This window comes from Azospirillum sp. HJ39 (assembly GCF_041507355.1).
GTDB classification, from domain to species: Bacteria; Pseudomonadota; Alphaproteobacteria; order Azospirillales; family Azospirillaceae; genus Azospirillum; species Azospirillum thiophilum.
Genome location: NZ_CP167911.1, coordinates 1,797,700 through 1,814,792 on the forward strand (window position 1 = coordinate 1,797,700; position 17,093 = coordinate 1,814,792).

A 17,093-nucleotide genomic window follows, 5' to 3' on the forward strand; every position below is an offset into this window, starting at 1 on the left:
GCCGCCGATGATTGTAGCGAAGGCGGTTTTTGTATAAATTGCGGCACATTCAAGACAGGGCCAGCCAGCCCCGATCTGGCAACCTGATCCGCCAGCCCGATCCGCCGGAGTTCATGCCGACCATGGCCGAAGCCGTCACCGCACTGGTCGTCGATGACGAGGAAATGACCCGTGCCATCGTTGCCGGCTATCTCGCCCGCATCGGCTACCGGACGCTGGAGGCCGAAACCAGGGCGGAAGCCTGGGACATCCTGACCTCCGCCGGGTCGACGATCCATGTCGTGCTGCTCGACCGGCGGCTTTCAGACGGCGACGGGCTGGACCTGTATGAGCGGATGAAGAAGGTGCCGCATCTGGCCGGCATCCCGGTCATCGTGCAGACCATCTCCGACAGCAGCGCCGAGATCGCAGCGGCCATCCGCGCCGGCGTGTTCTATTACCTGATCAAGCCCTATGACGGCGCCCTGCTGCGCTCCGTCGTGCGCGCGGCCGAGGAGACGACCGGACGGCTGAAGAGCCTGCTGGGCGATCTGCGCTCGCGCTCCGACGCCATCGGACTGCTGCGCGACGCCCACTTCCGCTTCCGCACCCCGCAGGAGGCGCAGAATCTCGCCATCGCCCTGTCATCGGTCGCCGCCACGACGCACAGCCTGACGTTCGGCCTGGCGGAAATCCTGGTGAATGCGGTGGAGCACGGCAATCTCGGCATCGGGTTCGAGGCGAAGGGCCGGCTGAAGGCCAACGGCCTGCTGGCACGCGAGATCGAGGCACGGCTGGCCTCGGCCGAACATCGCGACAAATATGCCACCCTGCATGTGGAGCGCAGCGACAGCCGCGTCATCTTCACCGTCTCAGACATGGGGCCCGGCTTCGATTTCACGCGCTACCTGTCGGTCGACGCCTTCCAGTCCACCGCCACCCATGGGCGCGGCATCGCGCTGGCCCGCATGGTCGGGTTCGACCAGTTGACCTATGTCGGCACCGGCAACCGCGTGGTCGGCATCGTCAATCTGGATCGGGACGGCAAGGCCGTGGATCGGGACGCCAAGGCCGGCTGAGCCACAGCACCGTCAGGTCGTCGGCCAAGGGCCGCGGCATGGTCGTGAAATAGCGGTCGAGCAGGCGGGCCAGCGGCCGGGCGCCCTCCACCTCCATTCCCTCCTCCATGCCGTTCTCCATTCCATCCTCCCGCGCGCCGCTCCCGCACAGGCCCGGCAGGCCGCGCACAAGATCGGCAACGCCGCGATGGCCGACCAGCCGGCCGTCCCCGCCGCGCGCCTCGACCAGGGCATCGCTGAACAGGACCAGGAACGAGCCGGCGGGAAACTCAAGCCGGTGGTTGCGGTAGGTGGCCCCTGCCGCCACGCCCAGCGGTACGCCGCAGCTCGGCCCGATCTCCAGCGACCCATCCGGACGGCCGATCAGCGGCTTCGGTGCACCGGCGGTGGCATAGGTCAGCGTGTCGGCCACCGTGTCGACCACCGCATAGACCATCGCCGCGAACTGGGTTTCCGGCAGAAGCCCGATCAGCAGACGGTTCAGCGCCGCCAGCGTCCCAGCCGGATCGTCGGCCGGCAGGTCGGTGCGGGCGAGCAGCGCATGCAGCCGGAAGGTGTTCAGCGCCGCCGCCACCCCATGCCCGGTGAAGTCGTACAGGAACAGCGCGAAGCGCCGTTCGTCGAGCGGATGGGCGCCCCACAGGTCGCCGCCGAGCTCCGAACTCGATTCGAAATGGCTGTCCAGTTCGATGCCGTAGCTCCGCTCCAGCCCCTGGCAAAGGGCGCGGTCGGGCAGCAGCCCCAGTTGCATCTCCCGCGCCAGCGCCATCCGCTGCACGGCGCCGCCATGGTAGGCGTGCAGGCTGTCGATCATCTCCTGCAGGGACTGGGAGAGCTTGCGGTTCTCCAGATGCAGCGACAGGCGGGCCGACAGCTCCGGCAGGGTCAGCGGGCGGGCCAGCAGGTCGGTGGCACCCGCCGCCATCAGCGCCGCACGCTGCCGGGCGCCGGCAAAGCGGCCAAGCACCAGGATCGGCAGCTCGCGCAGCATCGCCCCGGCCCTGAGTGCGCTCAGCATTTCCGGCCCGAACCCAGGCAGGCCGGCATGCAGCACGAGCAGATGCGGTGGCTCCTCCACGGCGGCCGGCAGCCCGTCTCCGTCGACCACGGCGACATCGTGGGCGCCCAGCCCTTCGACCACCCCACGCAACGGGCCGGCCGCCGCCGGGCGCGGATGGCCGATCACCACGCGCGGGCCGCCGCTCACCGGTCAGAACTCGCAGGGGATGATGGTGTGGAACTCCGAAATCTCGATCATCTCGCGCACTTGTCCGCGCGGGTGCTTCAGGCGGAGGAGCACGTCCGTCCGCCTGGCCGCGTTGTTCGCCAGAACCAGCAGCCCCAGCCCGGCAGAATCGATGAAATCGACCGCGGCGAGGTTCAGGACGCACTCCCGTACGCCGCCTTTCTCCCACGCCTCCAGGATCTGGCGGAAACCGGCATCGGCCTCGAAGGTCAACTGCCCGCGCAGCTCCAGTTCCCGCACGCCGCCGCTGTCACGCACCGCGTAGTCCATGCCCCGATCCACTCCGCCGATCCACCGCCACCCGCCCGCCTGCCTGCACCTGGGGCAGCGGCGGTGATCAGGCTAGCAGAGCACGGGGCCGCCACCAACTGCCGGCTTACATCCCCGACTCGAACACCATCACACGGTTGCGCCCCATATGCTTGGCGCGGTAAAGTGCGAGGTCGGCGCGGTGGATGGCGCGCTCCAGCGTATCGGTCGCCCCGTCCAGCCCGGCGATGCCGATGCTGGCGGTCAGGCGGAAGGTCCCGTCCGGCGCCTCGATCGGCATGCGAGCCAGGTGCCGGCGCACCCGTTCGGCCACCACGCGGCTTTCGTCGGCGGTGGCGCCCGGCAGCACCACGACGAACTCCTCCCCGCCCAGCCGGCCGAGGATATCGTATTCCCGCAGGATCGCCTGGCAGCCGGCGGCGACCATGCGCAGCGCGTCGTCGCCGGTGGCATGGCCGAAGCTGTCGTTGATTTTCTTGAAATGGTCGACGTCCAGCACGAAGACCGACAGCGGTTCGTGGAACCGGTGGGCGCGGGCCAGCTGGGACCGCGCCAGCTCCATGAAGGAACGGCGGTTGTAGATGCCGGTCAGCGGATCGCGCGACGCCATGTCGCGCAGCGCCTCTTCCATGCTGCGGCGTTCGGTGTAGTCGTAGATCCAGGCCAAATTCACCGGCACGCCCTGGATCACCGCCTGATTGACGGTGAACAGCGTCCAGAAGGGCGAGCCGTCGGCCCGCTTGAACTGGACCTCCATGTTGGTGACGCTGCCGCCGCTGCGCAGCCGCTCCAGCACCCTCTGGCGCTGGTGGCTGTCCAGGTAATAGTCGCGGGCGCGGCTGCCGATCAGCCTTTCGCGCGGCAGGCCGATCAGTTCGGAAAAGCGGGTGTTGACGAAGATGATCCGGCCATCGTCGCGGCGCGAGACCGATACGCCGACCGGGCTCTGCTCCAGGATCGCTTCCAGCCGCTCCTCGTTCGGACGGGCCTCCGCCAGCTCATGGATGGCGCCGACGATACCCACGGCCTTGCCCGTCCCGTCGCGGAAGGCCGCCTTGGTCAGGCTGACCATGCGCAGCGCGCCATCGGCGGTGCAGATCGGTGCATCGTACTGCACGCTCCCGTGCCGCTCCATCACGGCACGGTCATGGCCGACATGTTCCTTGGCAGCGGCTGGAGAGGTCAGGGCGAAGGTCGTGCGCTGCAGCATCTCCGCCGGATCGATGCCGGTGAAGCGCGCGAAGGCGTCGTTGACTGCGATGTACTGGCCCCGGATATCCTTGACGAACAGCGGCACAGGTGCCGCCGCCATCAGGGCGTCGACCACCGGCATCTCGCCGCGCCGGCCGCTGTCCCGCGAAGCAGCCGCCTGCCGCTGCAGGGCATCCGCATCGGTCATCGTCAAGAGGCGCAACGCCTCCGCCGCGGGGCGGTCGGCACGCGCAGCGGTGAATGGCGCCTCCCAAGGGGATTCCGCCACCATCGCCCAACGAAGCGAGCCATCGGCACGCCTGACCGTGCGGGGGCCGCCGGATGCATCGGTGCCGAGGGGCTTGCCGTCCGGGCCATCGCCGTCCAGAAGGAAATCGCACAGGCTGAGCCCCGGCAGCCCGCCCGGCTCGCAGCCGAGCAGGCCATGAAGCGCGGGGTTGGCATAGCGGATGAGCCCCGAAGCCGTGGCAAGGCAGACCCCGACCGGAAGACGGTCGAAAGCCGACCACGCGGCATCCCGCGTGTCCTGCGAACCACGGCCAGAGATCATCGCCACGTTACCCGAATCCAGCATGGCGTGCAGTGTCCCATAGAATTTTATTTCCTTGCAATGCCGGTGAATCCCTATGAGGTGGCGAAGCGCAAAATGAAATTCTATAAAGGGTTGAAAATATAAAATTTTCGCCGATTGTTCAATAAGCTGACATTCAAGTCGGTTGCGTTTCCCGCGTGGCCCAATCGTCCAATGCGACACCAAGCCGCTGCCACGCCTCGTCCGGACCGGGCAATCCGAAGCGGAGCCAGTCGGGACGATGCTCGAATCGGCGCACCAGGATCCCGGCGCTCCCCAGCGCCCGGTAGAGCGACGGCGCCCGCGCGTCCTCCACCAGACGGAACAGCTCGGTGCCCCCGGTCACCCGCAGGCCGGCTCCCTCCAGCAGGCGGTCCAGCTCCGCCGAGGCCCGCGCCAGACGATCGCGGGTCGCCAGGATCCAGTCGCGGTCGCCCAGTGCCGCCGTGGCGATGACAAGGCCGGGACCGGACACCGCCCAGGGACCGATCGCCTCCCGCAGCGCAGCCGCCAGCGCCGCCGGCGCCAGGGCGATGCCCAGCCGTAGCCCGGCCAGCCCGAAGAACTTCCCGAAGGACCGCAGCACAACCAGACCCGGCCGGCCGGCGGCGGGAGCGACGCTGTCCTCCGGCCGCATGTCGGCGAAGGCCTCGTCCACCACCAGCAGGCCGCCGCGCGCCGCCTGCGCCCCGGCCAACTCCAGCATCTCGCCGGGGGCGAAGCGCCGGCCGTCGGGGTTGTTGGGATTGACGATCACCAGAACCCCGGCCTCCTCAGGCCGCTCGACCGCGCGCACCTCGTGGCCGGCCAGCGCCCAGCAGCGGGCATGCTCGGCATAGGTCGGCCCCAGCACGGCGACACGGCCCGGCCGGCACAGCCGCGGCAGCAGTTGGATGAATGCCTGCGAGCCGGAGGCGGTGGCGACCAGCCCGGACGACGGCGCGCCGTAGCAGGATGCTGCCGCTGCGCGCAGCGCCTCCTCCTCCCCCCGGCCGGGCAGCCGGGTCCAGGCATCGAGCGGGACCGGCGGCAACGGATAGGGCCAGGGGTTGATGCCGGTGGACAGGTCGATCCAGGGGGCCGGCGCGCCGGGAAAGGCGGCACGGGCACCATCCAGGTCGCCGCCATGCAAAAGGGTGCCGCCTGACGCGACCGGCTTTCCCAGTCCAGCCGCGGCCTGACCCGTCATGGCCTGCCCCATCATAGCCCGCTTGGTCGCCGTGCCGTCTTCGGCCATGATCGCGCCTCTTCCTTCCCGCCGCCGCGCGGCCTGCCGGCCGCCCCATTCCCTGGAACGTCCGTGCCGCTGCATTCCTTCCTGCTCGCCACCGCGCTGGTCATCGAAGCGGTGGCGGGCTATCCGGATCCACTCTACGCCCGCATCCGTCACCCGGTCGTGTGGATCGGTGCGCTTATCGCGCAGCTCGACCATGCGCTCAACCGCGAGATCGACGGGTTCGGCCGGCGCAAGGCGTCGGGCGTGCTGGCCGTGCTGGTTCTGCTGCTGACGGTGGGCGGCGTTGCCGTGGCGGCGGCCTGGGCCTGCCGGCTGCTGCCCTTCGGCTGGCTGGCCGAGGCCGCCCTCGCCTCCACCCTGCTGGCCCAGCGCAGCCTGCACGACCATGTGCAGGCGGTCGCCGACGGGTTCCGCACCGGCGGGCTGGAGGGCGGACGCAAGGCGGTGTCGATGATCGTCGGCCGCAACCCGGCGGCGCTGGACGAGCCCGCCGTCGCCCGCGCCGCCATCGAAAGCCTGGCGGAGAACTTCTCCGACGGCGTGGTCGCTCCGGCTTTCTGGCTGCTGGTGGGCGGGCTGCCCGGACTGGCGCTCTACAAGGCGATCAACACCGCCGACAGCATGATCGGCCATCGCACCCCCCGGCACGAGGCGTTCGGCTGGGCCGCCGCAAGGCTGGACGATCTGGTCAACCTGCCCGGATCGCGCCTGACCGCGCTTCTGCTGGTTGCCGCCGCAAGGCTGACCGCCGGGGCCGACGCCCAGCGGGCTTGGCTGTCGGTACGGCGGGACGCCCACCGCCATCGGTCCCCCAACGCCGGCTGGCCCGAGGCGGCAATGGCCGGAGCGCTCGACCTGCGGCTGGGCGGACCGCGCGTCTATGGCACCACCCGCATCGAGGATGTCTGGCTGGGCGCCGGCCGCACCGCCGCGACTCCGGAGGACATCGGCCGGGCACTGACGCTCTACCGGCGGGCCTGCATCCTGCTGATCGCCGGGGCGCTGGTGCTGGCGATGGCGGGCTGACCGCATGTCGCGGCGGTATAGGGCCGCTTCATCCCCGCAACGCCCGCCGCACTGTCAGCGACAGCCGACGTCCCAGCCGCCGCAGCCGTCGAAGCAGGCGGCGGGCCGCACGGGCCGGCGCGGTCTCCTTCAGCCAGCAAAGCCAGCCTGTCACCCGACGATATCCCCGGGCGAACCAGCCGATGGTCAGCAGCTTCGGCTTGACGACGTGGAACAGCCGTTCCACCAGCGTGATCTTGACCAGTTCCGCCCCGACGATCACGGCGACCCCGGCCACCGGCCTCCCGGTGGCGAGCAGCAGGGCGCCGACCGGCTTGGCGGGCTCCAACAGCGCCAGCGGCAGCAGGACCAGGAGCAGGGACGGGTAAGGCCCCAGCCCGCCGGCCCAGCGGCCGATCCGCGCGAAGACCGGGAGCCGTGCAATTCGGTACAGGACGGGCCGCACAACCCAGTATGCAAGCGCATCCAGCAGGAAATATGCGAGTGCGAACAGGGTTGAGATTCCACGGAGAATACGCAGTGGAACCGGGCGCAAGCGGCCAGATGGCGGAGGGGATCCGGACGTGCCCTCTGCCGGAGGGGGAGGCGACCTGGTCATTGGAGATATCCGGACGGAAGGCGTAGGCCCCCCACTACCACGAAGGGGAGCCTTTCGTTCGATGGGAGGGACTGGCACCCTCTCCCAAATTGTCTTCTGCGATGCGCGAACAATTCCGCTCCTTCCCCAACCAACCTCATACAGACCGACAGCATCGTGCCCGGCTATTACGATCCGCTTCTTGTCGTCTTATCTTACGTCATCGCCGTGTTCGGCGGTTACGTCGCACTGGATCTCGCCCACCATGCGCGCGCCAAAATAACAACAGGGGATGGAGCGGCAGGGAGCACCGCCGGTCCGGATGCGCAGGACCGACGCAGCGGAACCCGTCAATTGGCCGGCGCCGCGCTGGCGCTGGGCGTCGGCATCTGGTCGATGCATTTCATCGGCATGCTTGCCTATCGCAGCAACATTCCGATCGGCTACGACGCCGGCCTGACCGCCCTCTCCTTCCTGCTGGCGGTCGCCGTGTCCGGCGCCGGCCTGTTCGCCGTTGCCCGCAACCGGCCGCGCCGCCTTACCCTGCACATCGCCGGTACCCTGACCGGGCTCGGCATCGTCGGCATGCATTACGTGGGGATGGCGGGCATGCGCATGGAGGCCCGCTTGTCCTACGACACGATTCTGGTCGCCGCTTCCGTCATCATCGCCATCGTTGCATCGATCGCGGCCCTGTGGCTGGCCTTCCGCACCAACGGACCGCTGGAACGCGCGGCCGGGGCGGTGCTGCTCGGGCTCGGCGTGGTGGCGATGCATTATACCGGCATGGCCGCAGCCGGCATGGAGCCGATCGCCGGCGTCGGCGATGCGGCGTCCCCCCAGGCGATGCAGGGCCACGGCATGGCCACCTCGGCGACCGGGATGGCGCTGTCGTCCTCCCTGCTGGCCGCCATGATCGGAGCCGGCACGCTGCTGCTGCTGTCGCTCGCCCTGCTGTCCTCCCTGCTCGGCCGCCGCCGGCAGGCCGAAAGCTCGGAGGAGCAGGAGGCGCGCTACCGCGCCATCGTCGACACCGCGGTCGACCCCATCGTCCTGATCGACGACCGCGGCATCGTCCAATCCTTCAACCTCGCCGCCGAGAAGACCTTCGGCTATGCCGCGGCGGACGTGATCGGCCGCAATGTCAGGATGCTGATGCCGGAACCCTACCGCACTGCGCATGACGGCTATCTCGCCCGCTACCACCGCACCGGGGAGCGGCGGATCGTCGGGATCGGCCGCGAGGTGGAGGGGCTGCGCAAGGACGGCTCCGTCTTTCCGCTCGACCTGTCGGTCGGCGAATGGCATGTCGGCAAGCGGCGCATGTACACCGGCATCATGCGCGACATCACCGCCCGCAAGGCGGCGGAAGAGGCGATCCTCCGCGCCCGTGACGAGGCCGAGGCCGCCCGGATCGAAGCGGTGCGCGCCCGGGTCGAGGCCGAGCGCGCCGACCGCGCCAAGACCAAGTTCCTGGCCGCCGCCAGCCACGACCTGCGCCAGCCGCTGCAATCCCTGTTCTTCTTCGCCCATGCCCTGTCCGACAAGCTGGAGAACCACCCCACATCCCCGCTGCTCGCCAGCATGACCGAGTCGCTGACCGGGCTGCGGGTGATGCTGGACAGCCTGCTGGACGTCTCCCGCCTGGATGCCGGGGTGGTGAAGCCCAGCGTCACCGACTTCGCACTCGGCCCGCTGCTGGACCGGCTGGCGGAGGAATACCGCATCCGCGCCACCGAGTCCGGGCTCAGGCTACGCCATGTCCCGACCACCGCCTGGATCAGCAGCGATCCCGCCCTGCTGGAACGCATCCTGCGCAACCTGATCGAGAACGCGATCCGCTACACGGAACAGGGCGACATCCTGATCGGCTGCCTGCACCGGAACGGCGGACTGCGGCTGGCGGTCGTCGACCAGGGCATCGGCATCCCGGCCGACAAGATCCAGGACATCTTCCTGGAATTCACCCAGCTGGCCAATCCCGAACGCGACCGGCGCAAGGGGCTGGGGCTGGGGCTGGCCATCGTGCGGCGGCTGGCCGGGTTGCTGGGTCACGGAATGACGGTGCGCTCCGCCCCGGGCCGCGGCAGCGGTTTCTTCCTCGACCTGCCGGCGGCGGTGCCGCGCCCGGTCCCCAAGCCGGTTCGCGCCGCGGTCGAGCGGCAGCGCGGCAAGGGCCTGATCGTCGTTGTCGACGACGACAGCATCATCCTGCTCAGCATGCGGGCGATGCTGGAGGAATGGGGCTATGACGTGGTCGCCGCGGTGTCCGCCGACGAGGCGATCGAATCCCTGTTGAACCTGGGCCGCCGCCCGGCGATGATCGTCGCCGACTACCGCCTGCGCGAAGGGCGGACGGGTGTGGAGGCGATCCGCGACATCTACGGCGTCTGCGGCGTCCGCGTCCCCGCCGTGGTCCTGACCGGGGACACCGACCCCGCCCGCATCGCCGAGGTTCAGCGCAGCGGCCATCGCCTGATCCACAAGCCGGTATCCGCCCCGCTGCTGCGCGAAATCCTGAACGCCGCGGCGTGAGCACCCCCCCGCGGGGCCGGAAAAAAAGCCGCCGGCCCCGGCCAAGCAACCCTGGACGGGCCGGCGGCTGGGATACTAGCATCCGCAACCCGACCGTGCCCCGGCGCCCCGGCTCGCCGCCCCATCCTCTCCCACGGACCGTGATGCTTCGCCGTTCCCCGTTTCGCGCCGCCCTGTTCAGCGCCGGCCAGTCCTGCGCTTTCCTTCTTCGCGCCGTCCTCGCCCGCCTGCTGTCCAGCCGACAGGCCGGCGCCATGCCGCCGCCGGCCGGCTACCCGCATGGCCAGCATCCCGGCCAGCCGCACCCCTCGCAATTCCGTCCGCCGCGCTTCCGCCTGCCGCGAACCCGCCGGGGCAAGGTCGCCGCCCTTCTGGGCATGCTGGTTCTGGTCCCGGTGGTGACGCTGTTCGGCGCCTGGCTATGGATGCGCGCGCAGCAGCCGCAGACCAACGGCACCGTCGCCATTGCTGGCAGCGGCGCCCCGGCCGAGATCGTCCGCGACGGACAGGGCGTGGCCCACATCTTCGCCGCGACGGAACGCGACGGCTACCGCGCCCTCGGCTACGCCCATGCCCAGGACCGGCTGTGGCAGATGGAGACGATGCGCCGCGCCGGCGCCGGCCGGCTGGCCGAGCTGGTCGGCACCGAATATGGCGACTTCGCGCTGCGCAGCGACCGGCTGATGCGCACGCTCGGCCTCTACCGCTCGGCCCAGGCGATGGCCGCCTCCCTGTCGCCGGACGCCCGCACCGCGTTCGAGGCCTATGCGGAGGGCGTGAACGCCTATCTCGCCACCCGGTCGGAAGCGCTGCCGCTCGAATTCCAGCTTCTCCGCCACACGCCGGAGCCCTGGACGGTGGCCGACAGCCTGGTCTGGGCCAAGCTGATGGCGCTGCAACTGTCCGCCAATTACCGTGACGAGCTGTTCCGTACCCGCGTGCTGGAACGGCTGTCGCCGGGCCAGGTCGAGGATCTGTTCCCGCCCGACGCGCCCGGCGCCCCGACGACGCTGGCCGGCGAACTGCGCGGCATGAACGACCTGCGGGAAGCCGTCACCCGCACCCTGGCCGCGCTGCCGCGGATGGGCTTCGACACCGCCTCGAACGAATGGGTGCTGACCGGCGCGCGCACCACCACCGGCAAGCCGATCATCGCCAACGACCCGCATCTCGGGCTGGAAGCGCCGATTCTCTGGTATCTCGCCCGCATCGTCACGCCGGACTTCACCGTCACCGGGGCGACCGTGCCGGGCGTGCCGCTGACCATCCTCGGCCACAACGGCAAGGTCGCCTGGGGCTTCACCACCACCCACAGCGACACCCAGGACCTGTTCGTCGAGAAGCCCGACCCGCAGGATCCCGCCCGCTACCTGACCCCGGAGGGCAGCCAGCCGTTCGAGACGCGCAGCGAGACCATCGCCATCGCCGGCGAAGCCTCGCAGACGCTGACGGTGCGCGGCACCCGGCATGGGCCGGTGATCTCAGACCTAGACGGCGCCACCACCGGCTCCCCGCTCGCCCTGTCCTTCCCCGGACTGGCCGAGGACGACACCAGCGCCGAGTCGCTCTACCGCCTGAACCATGCCGGCACGGCGGAGGGCGTGCGCGACGCGCTGCGCCTGCATGTCGCCCCGCAGCAGAACATCGTCTATGCCGACGTTGCCGGCGAGGTCGGGTTCATCACCGCCGGGCGGCTGCCGATCCGCCGCAAGGGCGACGGGCGCGTGCCGGTTCCGGGCTGGACCGGGGAGTATGACTGGACCGGTTTCCTGCCCTACTACGCCCTGCCGCAGGCGGTGAACCCGCCGTCCGGCCAGTTCGTGAACGCCAACAACGCGGTGGTCGGGCGCGATTACCCCTACCGCCTCGCCACCGAATGGCCGGACCCGTCGCGCGCCCGGCGCATCATCGAGATGCTGGGCACCGGCCGCCATTCCGTCGAGGATGTGGCACGCCAGCAGATGGACGTCGTCTCCCTGCCTGCCCGCGACTTCCTGCCGGAGTTGCTGAAGTATCCGACACCGCCCGGCCTTGCGACCGACGCCGCGGCACTGCTGCGCGGCTGGGACGGCCGGATGGACCGCGACCGGCCGGAGCCGCTGATCTTCACCGCCTGGCTGCGCGAACTGGTGCGGGCGGTCTTCGCCGACGAACTCGGCCCCGACTTCGCCTCCTACTGGGAGTTGCGGCCGGAAGCGTTGCGCCATGTCATCGGCGAACGGCCGGACTGGTGCGACGACGTCACCACCCCGCAGAAGGAAACCTGCGCCGACACCATCGGCAAGGCGCTGGAAAGCGCTGTGAAGATGCTGGCCGACCGCCACGGCTCCAGCCCGAAGAGCTGGCGCTGGGGCGACGAGCACAAGGCGCAGCTTGCCCACCGGATGCTGGGCCGCCTGCCGCTGATCGGCGGCCGGGCCGACCTGTCGGTCGAGACCGACGGCGACTTCTTCACCGTCAACCGCGGGACGACCACCACCCGCGACGGCGCCAATCCGTTCCGCCATGTGCATGGCGCCGGGTTCCGCGCGGTCTACGATCTGGCCGACCTCGACAATTCGCGCTTCGTGATCGCCACCGGCCAGTCCGGAAACATCTGGTCGCGCCATTGGGGCGATCTGGTGGAGACATGGCGCGACGGCGGCGCGTTGCGTCTGGCCGGCGACCGTGGCACGCTGGTCGCGGCAGGGGCGGAGGTGCTGACACTCACACCACGCAACACCGGGGCAAATGCGAAATGACCATCACTCTGGAGGATGTGCGCGCCGCGGCGGCGCGCATCGCGGGACATCTGTCCCGAACGCCCACGGTAGCGGCGCCCCGCCTGGGGGACATGGCGGGATGCCGGCTGCATGTCAAGCTGGAGAACCAGCACGCCACCTCCTCCTTCAAGGAGCGCGGCGCGCTGAACAAGCTGCTGTCGTTGGGCGAGGCGGAGCGCCGCGCCGGCGTCATCGCCATGTCCGCCGGCAACCATGCCCAGGCGGTGGCCTGCCACGCGACGCGGCTCGGTATCCGCTCGACCATCGTCATGCCGGGATTCACGCCCTTCACCAAGGTTGAGCGGACGGAGAATCTCGGCGCCACCGTCGAGCTGCATGGCGAGACGCTGAGCGAGGCCGCCGCCTTCGCCCATGATCTGGCCGCGAGGGACGGGCTGACCTTCGTCCATCCCTATGACGACCCGCTGGTCGCCGCCGGCCAGGGCACCGCTGCGCTGGAACTGCTGGAGGATTTGCCGGACCTCGATGTTCTGGTGATCCCGGTCGGCGGCGGCGGGCTGATCGCCGGCATGGCGACCGCCGCCAAGGCGCTGCGGCCGGACCTGACGATCATCGGCGTGCAGTGCAGCCTGTATCCGGCGGTGCGGCAGGCGCTGGCCGGCCAGCCCATCACCTGCGGCGGCGCCACGGTGGCGGAGGGCATCGCGGTAAAGGCGCCGGGCGCCCTGACCCTGCCGATCATCCGCGACCTCGTCGACGAGGTGGTCGAGGTGAGCGAGGCGCGGCTGGAGGAGGCGGTCTACCATCTCGCCACCGTGCAGAAGCTGGTGGCCGAGGGGGCGGGGGCGGCGGCGCTGGCCGCGGTGCTCGACGATCCGGAGCGCTACAAGGAGCGGAAGGTCGGCATCGTGCTGTCCGGCGGCAACATCGATTCCCGCATCCTGGCCCAGGTGCTGATGCGCGGCCTCGTCCATGAGGGCCGCATCGTCCGCCTGCGCATCGGCATCACCGACGCCCCCGGCGCGCTTGCCCGCGTCACCCGCTTGCTGGGCGAGGCCGGCGCCAACATCGTGGAGGTGCATCACCAGCGCCTGTTCCACAACGTGCCGGTGAAGATGGCGGAGGTCGACGTGGTGCTGGAAACCCGCAACCAGACCCATGTCGAGGCGCTGATCGCCCGGATGAAGGACGCTGGCTATCCCACCAGCCTGATGGTCGAGGTAGGCTGACGGATGCGGCCCTCTCCCCTGGGGGGGAGGGCCGCATCCGGTCGCTCAGATGCTGTAGTTGTCGGCGATCTCCAGCCGCAGCTGTTCCACCTGATCGCGGAAGATCGAGCCGTCACGGCCGGCGCTGTTGCGGACGTCGCGCACCACCCGCGCCGGGGTTCCGCCCAGCACGATGATGCGGTCGGCCAGATGCACCGCCTCCTCCAGGTCGTGGGTGACGAACAGCACGGTCTTGCCGGTCTCCTGGTGGATGCGGCGCAGCTCGTCCTGCAGGTTGTTGCGGGTAATGGCGTCGAGCGCGCCGAACGGCTCGTCCATCAGCAGGATGTCGGGATCGACCGCCATGGCGCGGGCGATGCCGACGCGCTGGCGCTGGCCGCCCGACAGCTCGTAGGGCCAGCGGCGGGCGTAGCCGTCGAGCCGCACCAGCTTCAACGCCGCCTCGGCCCGGCGGTGGCGGTCCTCCCGGCTGACCGGCAGCCCCTCCAGCCCGAACTCGACGTTGCGGATCACCCGGCGCCAGGGCAGCAGGCGGGCATCCTGGAACACCAGCCCGACCGGGCGATGGCCGGGGCGCTGGTCCTGATGGATGGTCACGCCGCCGCTGCGCGCGGTGTGCAGTCCGGCGACCACGCGGAGCAGCGTGGATTTGCCGACACCCGACGGACCGACGATGGCGACGAAGCTGCCGCGCTCGACCGACAGGTTGACGTCGACCAGCACCGGCGGCGCGTCGGCGCCATAGCCGATGGAGACGCCCTCCAGGTCGATGACCGATCCTGCGGGCTGGTTGGGCTGTGTCACCGCTGCCATGAGAGAACCCGCGACTGAACTTGCATGAACAGGAAGTCCGACACGCCGTAGAGCAGCGCGATGGTGACCATGTAGAGCACGACGATGTGGGTCGCCAGCAGGCCCGACGCCTCCATCATCCGCATGCCGAGGCCGGAGATGCCGAACAGTTCGGCCGCGACCACCGTCATCCAGCCCTGCCCCAGCCCGGCGCGCACACCGGACAGGATGCCGGGCAGCGCGCCCGGCAAGATGATCTTGAAGAGGCGCGGGAGCAGTCCGCCCTGGCCGAAGGCATGGCCCAGCTCGATCAGGTCCTTGTCCACCCCGCGCACCGCGGCGTAGCTGGCGTAATAGTTGATCCAGAACACGGTCAGCGAGATCAGGAAGGACGCCGCCCCCTCGCTGACGCCGAACCAGATGATGGCGAAGGGGATCCAGGCGATGGCCGGGATCGGCCTCAGCATGCGCACCACCCAGGCCTGGAAGGCGTCCCACACACCCCACAGCGCCGCCGCCGTGCCGAAGGTCACGCCGAGGAAGGTGCCGAGCGACAGGCCGACCAGATAGTGCGACAGGCTGGCGGCCACCATCGCCTGCCAGGTGCCGCTCTTGAACTCGGTCAGGAAGGCGGCGGGCACCGCGCTCGGCGACGGCAGCAGCCGGGCCGGCACGACGCCGCTGCGCGCCACCGCCTCCCACAGCAGCAGGAAGGCGACGACGCCAAGCGCCGACAGGGCGATCTTTTGATAGGTCTTCATCGAGAGGCCGTCTTGATCGATGGGGTGCCTTACTTGGCGACGGCGTCATAGAAGCTGAAGTCGAAGGCTTCGGCCACCGGGATCGTCTCGCTGGCGGACCCGATTTCCTTGGTGAAGGCCATCATCCGCTCAACCGCCGGCACCACCTTGTGCGGATCGGCGACGAACTTGGAGCCCGGTCCCTTGAAGGCGGCCTCCAGCGTCGCCGGCTCCAGCAGGCCCTTGCCCAGATAATTGTTCACGATCTTGGCGGAACCCGCCGGATCCTTGGCGATCAGCTCGACGGCGCGGATGTGCGCCTTGACCAGCGCCTTGATGGCGTCGGGGTTCTTCTTCAGCACTTCGGCACGGGCGGCGACGACGGTGCCGGGCTGGTCGGGGAACATCTGGGCGCCGGTCGCCAGCAGCGCCACGTTCGGATCCATCTGCTGGGTGACGGTCACCGTCGGCTCGCGGATGGTGGCTGCGTCGAGCGCGCCGGCCAGCAGGGCCTGCTGCGTCTTCTCGATGCCCATCGGCACCAGTTCCACGTCGGCCGGATCGACCTTCACCACCTTGTACAGCCAGTGCTTCAGCACCGTGTCGGGAACCGAGCCCGGCGGCTGGGTGCCGATCTTGGCCTTGCGGCCGGTGTCGGCGGCGAACTTCTTGAACGACTCGGCGGTCGGGGCGGCGCCCAGCGCCTTGGCGAACGGGCCGCGCGCGGCGACCACCATCTCCTCCACCGCGGAATTGGCGATGACCGAGATGTCGACCCCCTTGGTCCGGGCGACCAGGACCGGGGCGACGCCGGCATAGAGCAGGTCGATCTGGCCGGCGGCCATCGCCTGGATGGCGTGCGGACCGGACTCGAAGCGGGTCAGCTTCAGCTCGATCCCGGCCTCCTTGGCCCAGCCCTGCCCGTCGACGATGAACAGCGGCGACGCCGCCAGGATGGGGATATAGCCGATTTCCAACTTCACCGGATCGGCGGCGCGGGCGGTGCCGGGCGCAACGGCCACGGCCGACGCGGCAGCCGACACGAGGGCGACCAGGGCGGCAAGGGTGGAGCGGCGGGACAAGCGGAGCATCGGGTCATCCTCGACTGGGGTTCCGACGCTATTTAGCACGGTTGGACGTATCGGGAAGAGAGATTTCCACACAGAAGCGAACGGGAATTCACAATAGAACATTTTTTGTATGTTCATACTGTACCGCCAAAGGGCTGGACTCGGCGCGGAATGTGGGTTCGGCGCGGATGGGCGGCGTGGTGTCAGAATTCCGTCAGCAGATAGAGCGAGACGCCGCAGAGCGAGACGCCGACCATCAGGATGGCGACTGCGATGCGGGTCCAGAGCGTGATGTGCGAATCGAACGGTTCGGAATGGCGATCGTCATGCATGGCCGGGGTTTCCGTCACTGTGGTGGAGGCAGCGGGGAAACCGCCGCCTTCCGGTGACCCAACCGTTAACGAGGCCATGTTGCCGCGGTATGTCCCGCTGACGCCTTTGTGTAACCGACGGTAACGGCGTGGCGGGCGGTTACAGGCCGTCGACCACGATCATCTTGAAGTCGGCGGCGTCGCGCCGCGCATCCCGCGCCTTGCGGTATTCGGGGCTGTCATAGAAGGCCCTGGCGGTCGCCATGTCCGGGAATTCCAGGATGACGATGCGGTTGGGCTGCCAGTCGCCCTCCAGCACCGCCGTCTCGCCGCCGCGGCTGAGGAAACGGCCGCCATTCCTGGCGATGGCGTCGGGGGTCAGCGACTTGTAGAGCTCGTAGGCGACCGGGTCGGTCACCCGCACGTCGGCGATGATGTAGGCGGCCATGGGTCCTCGTCCTTTTTCCGTGATACGTCCTGGCGGCGGCCCCAAAAA

The 17,093-nt window shown here is 69.6% G+C and carries 15 protein-coding genes; 5 read left to right on the forward strand and 10 right to left on the reverse strand.

Annotation, left to right across the window (positions count from 1 at the left end; translation table 11 throughout):
• Positions 1-38 precede the first annotated feature (38 nt).
• The gene (locus tag ABMY26_RS21775) at positions 39-1,058 is read left to right on the forward strand and encodes a response regulator (RefSeq protein WP_372396734.1); all 1,020 of its coding nucleotides are present in this window, start codon (positions 39-41) and stop codon (positions 1,056-1,058) included.
• On the opposite strand, the gene ABMY26_RS21780 is transcribed toward ABMY26_RS21775, so the two are convergent.
• The 4 genes from ABMY26_RS21780 to cobD all read right to left on the reverse strand — a co-directional run bounded on the left by ABMY26_RS21780 (position 1,006) and on the right by cobD (position 5,594).
• On the reverse strand, positions 1,006-2,265 hold the full coding sequence (locus ABMY26_RS21780) for a PP2C family protein-serine/threonine phosphatase (RefSeq protein WP_372396735.1): 1,260 nt from the start codon (positions 2,263-2,265) through the stop codon (positions 1,006-1,008). The two genes, ABMY26_RS21775 and ABMY26_RS21780, sit on opposite strands and share 53 nt — an antisense overlap.
• Before the next feature lie 3 nt (positions 2,266-2,268).
• Positions 2,269-2,574 (reverse strand): STAS domain-containing protein, encoded by a 306-nt coding sequence (locus tag ABMY26_RS21785; protein WP_372396736.1) that lies wholly within the window; start codon positions 2,572-2,574, stop codon positions 2,269-2,271.
• Positions 2,575-2,680: 106 nt separating this feature from the next.
• On the reverse strand, positions 2,681-4,336 hold the full coding sequence (locus ABMY26_RS21790; protein WP_372399050.1) for a diguanylate cyclase: 1,656 nt from the start codon (positions 4,334-4,336) through the stop codon (positions 2,681-2,683).
• Positions 4,337-4,493: 157 nt separating this feature from the next.
• On the reverse strand, positions 4,494-5,594 hold the full coding sequence (gene cobD, locus ABMY26_RS21795; RefSeq protein WP_372396737.1) for a threonine-phosphate decarboxylase CobD: 1,101 nt from the start codon (positions 5,592-5,594) through the stop codon (positions 4,494-4,496).
• Between the two features lie 63 nt (positions 5,595-5,657).
• Here cobD and cbiB point away from each other — a divergent pair, with 63 nt between their 5' ends.
• Entirely contained in the window at positions 5,658-6,620 is a 963-nt protein-coding gene (cbiB, locus tag ABMY26_RS21800; protein WP_372396738.1) for an adenosylcobinamide-phosphate synthase CbiB, read from the forward strand.
• 28 nt (positions 6,621-6,648) lie between these two features.
• Here the strand turns inward: cbiB and ABMY26_RS21805 are convergent, their stop codons facing one another.
• Positions 6,649-7,065: a hypothetical protein gene (locus ABMY26_RS21805; RefSeq protein ID WP_372396739.1), complete on the reverse strand. Its 417-nt coding sequence runs from the start codon at positions 7,063-7,065 to the stop codon at positions 6,649-6,651.
• Positions 7,066-7,374: 309 nt separating this feature from the next.
• On the opposite strand from ABMY26_RS21805, the gene ABMY26_RS21810 reads away from it, so the two are divergent.
• From ABMY26_RS21810 to ABMY26_RS21820, 3 genes are all read left to right on the forward strand, one after another.
• A complete protein-coding gene (locus tag ABMY26_RS21810; RefSeq protein WP_372396740.1) occupies positions 7,375-9,732 on the forward strand; it encodes an MHYT domain-containing protein in 2,358 nt (785 codons plus the stop codon).
• 143 nt (positions 9,733-9,875) lie between these two features.
• Positions 9,876-12,473 carry a penicillin acylase family protein gene (locus ABMY26_RS21815; protein WP_372396741.1) on the forward strand — a complete coding sequence of 866 codons (2,598 nt, stop codon included), beginning with the start codon at positions 9,876-9,878 and terminating at the stop codon, positions 12,471-12,473.
• The gene (locus ABMY26_RS21820) at positions 12,470-13,684 is read left to right on the forward strand and encodes a threonine ammonia-lyase (RefSeq protein WP_372396742.1); all 1,215 of its coding nucleotides are present in this window, start codon (positions 12,470-12,472) and stop codon (positions 13,682-13,684) included. Before ABMY26_RS21815 ends, ABMY26_RS21820 begins: the two co-directional genes overlap by 4 nt.
• Positions 13,685-13,729: 45 nt before the next feature.
• On the opposite strand, the gene ABMY26_RS21825 is transcribed toward ABMY26_RS21820, so the two are convergent.
• The 5 genes from ABMY26_RS21825 to ABMY26_RS21845 form a co-directional block, all read right to left on the reverse strand.
• Entirely contained in the window at positions 13,730-14,497 is a 768-nt protein-coding gene (locus ABMY26_RS21825; RefSeq protein ID WP_372396743.1) for an ABC transporter ATP-binding protein, read from the reverse strand.
• Positions 14,485-15,237, reverse strand: a complete 753-nt coding sequence (locus tag ABMY26_RS21830; RefSeq protein WP_372396744.1) for an ABC transporter permease — start codon at positions 15,235-15,237, stop codon at positions 14,485-14,487. Before ABMY26_RS21830 ends, ABMY26_RS21825 begins: the two co-directional genes overlap by 13 nt.
• Positions 15,238-15,266: 29 nt before the next feature.
• A complete protein-coding gene (locus ABMY26_RS21835) occupies positions 15,267-16,307 on the reverse strand; it encodes an ABC transporter substrate-binding protein (protein WP_372396745.1) in 1,041 nt (346 codons plus the stop codon).
• Positions 16,308-16,489: 182 nt separating this feature from the next.
• Positions 16,490-16,618: a hypothetical protein gene (locus ABMY26_RS21840; RefSeq protein ID WP_372396746.1), complete on the reverse strand. Its 129-nt coding sequence runs from the start codon at positions 16,616-16,618 to the stop codon at positions 16,490-16,492.
• Positions 16,619-16,757: 139 nt separating this feature from the next.
• Positions 16,758-17,045 (reverse strand): DUF1330 domain-containing protein, encoded by a 288-nt coding sequence (locus tag ABMY26_RS21845; protein ID WP_372396747.1) that lies wholly within the window; start codon positions 17,043-17,045, stop codon positions 16,758-16,760.
• Between the last annotated feature and the right edge of the window lie 48 nt (positions 17,046-17,093).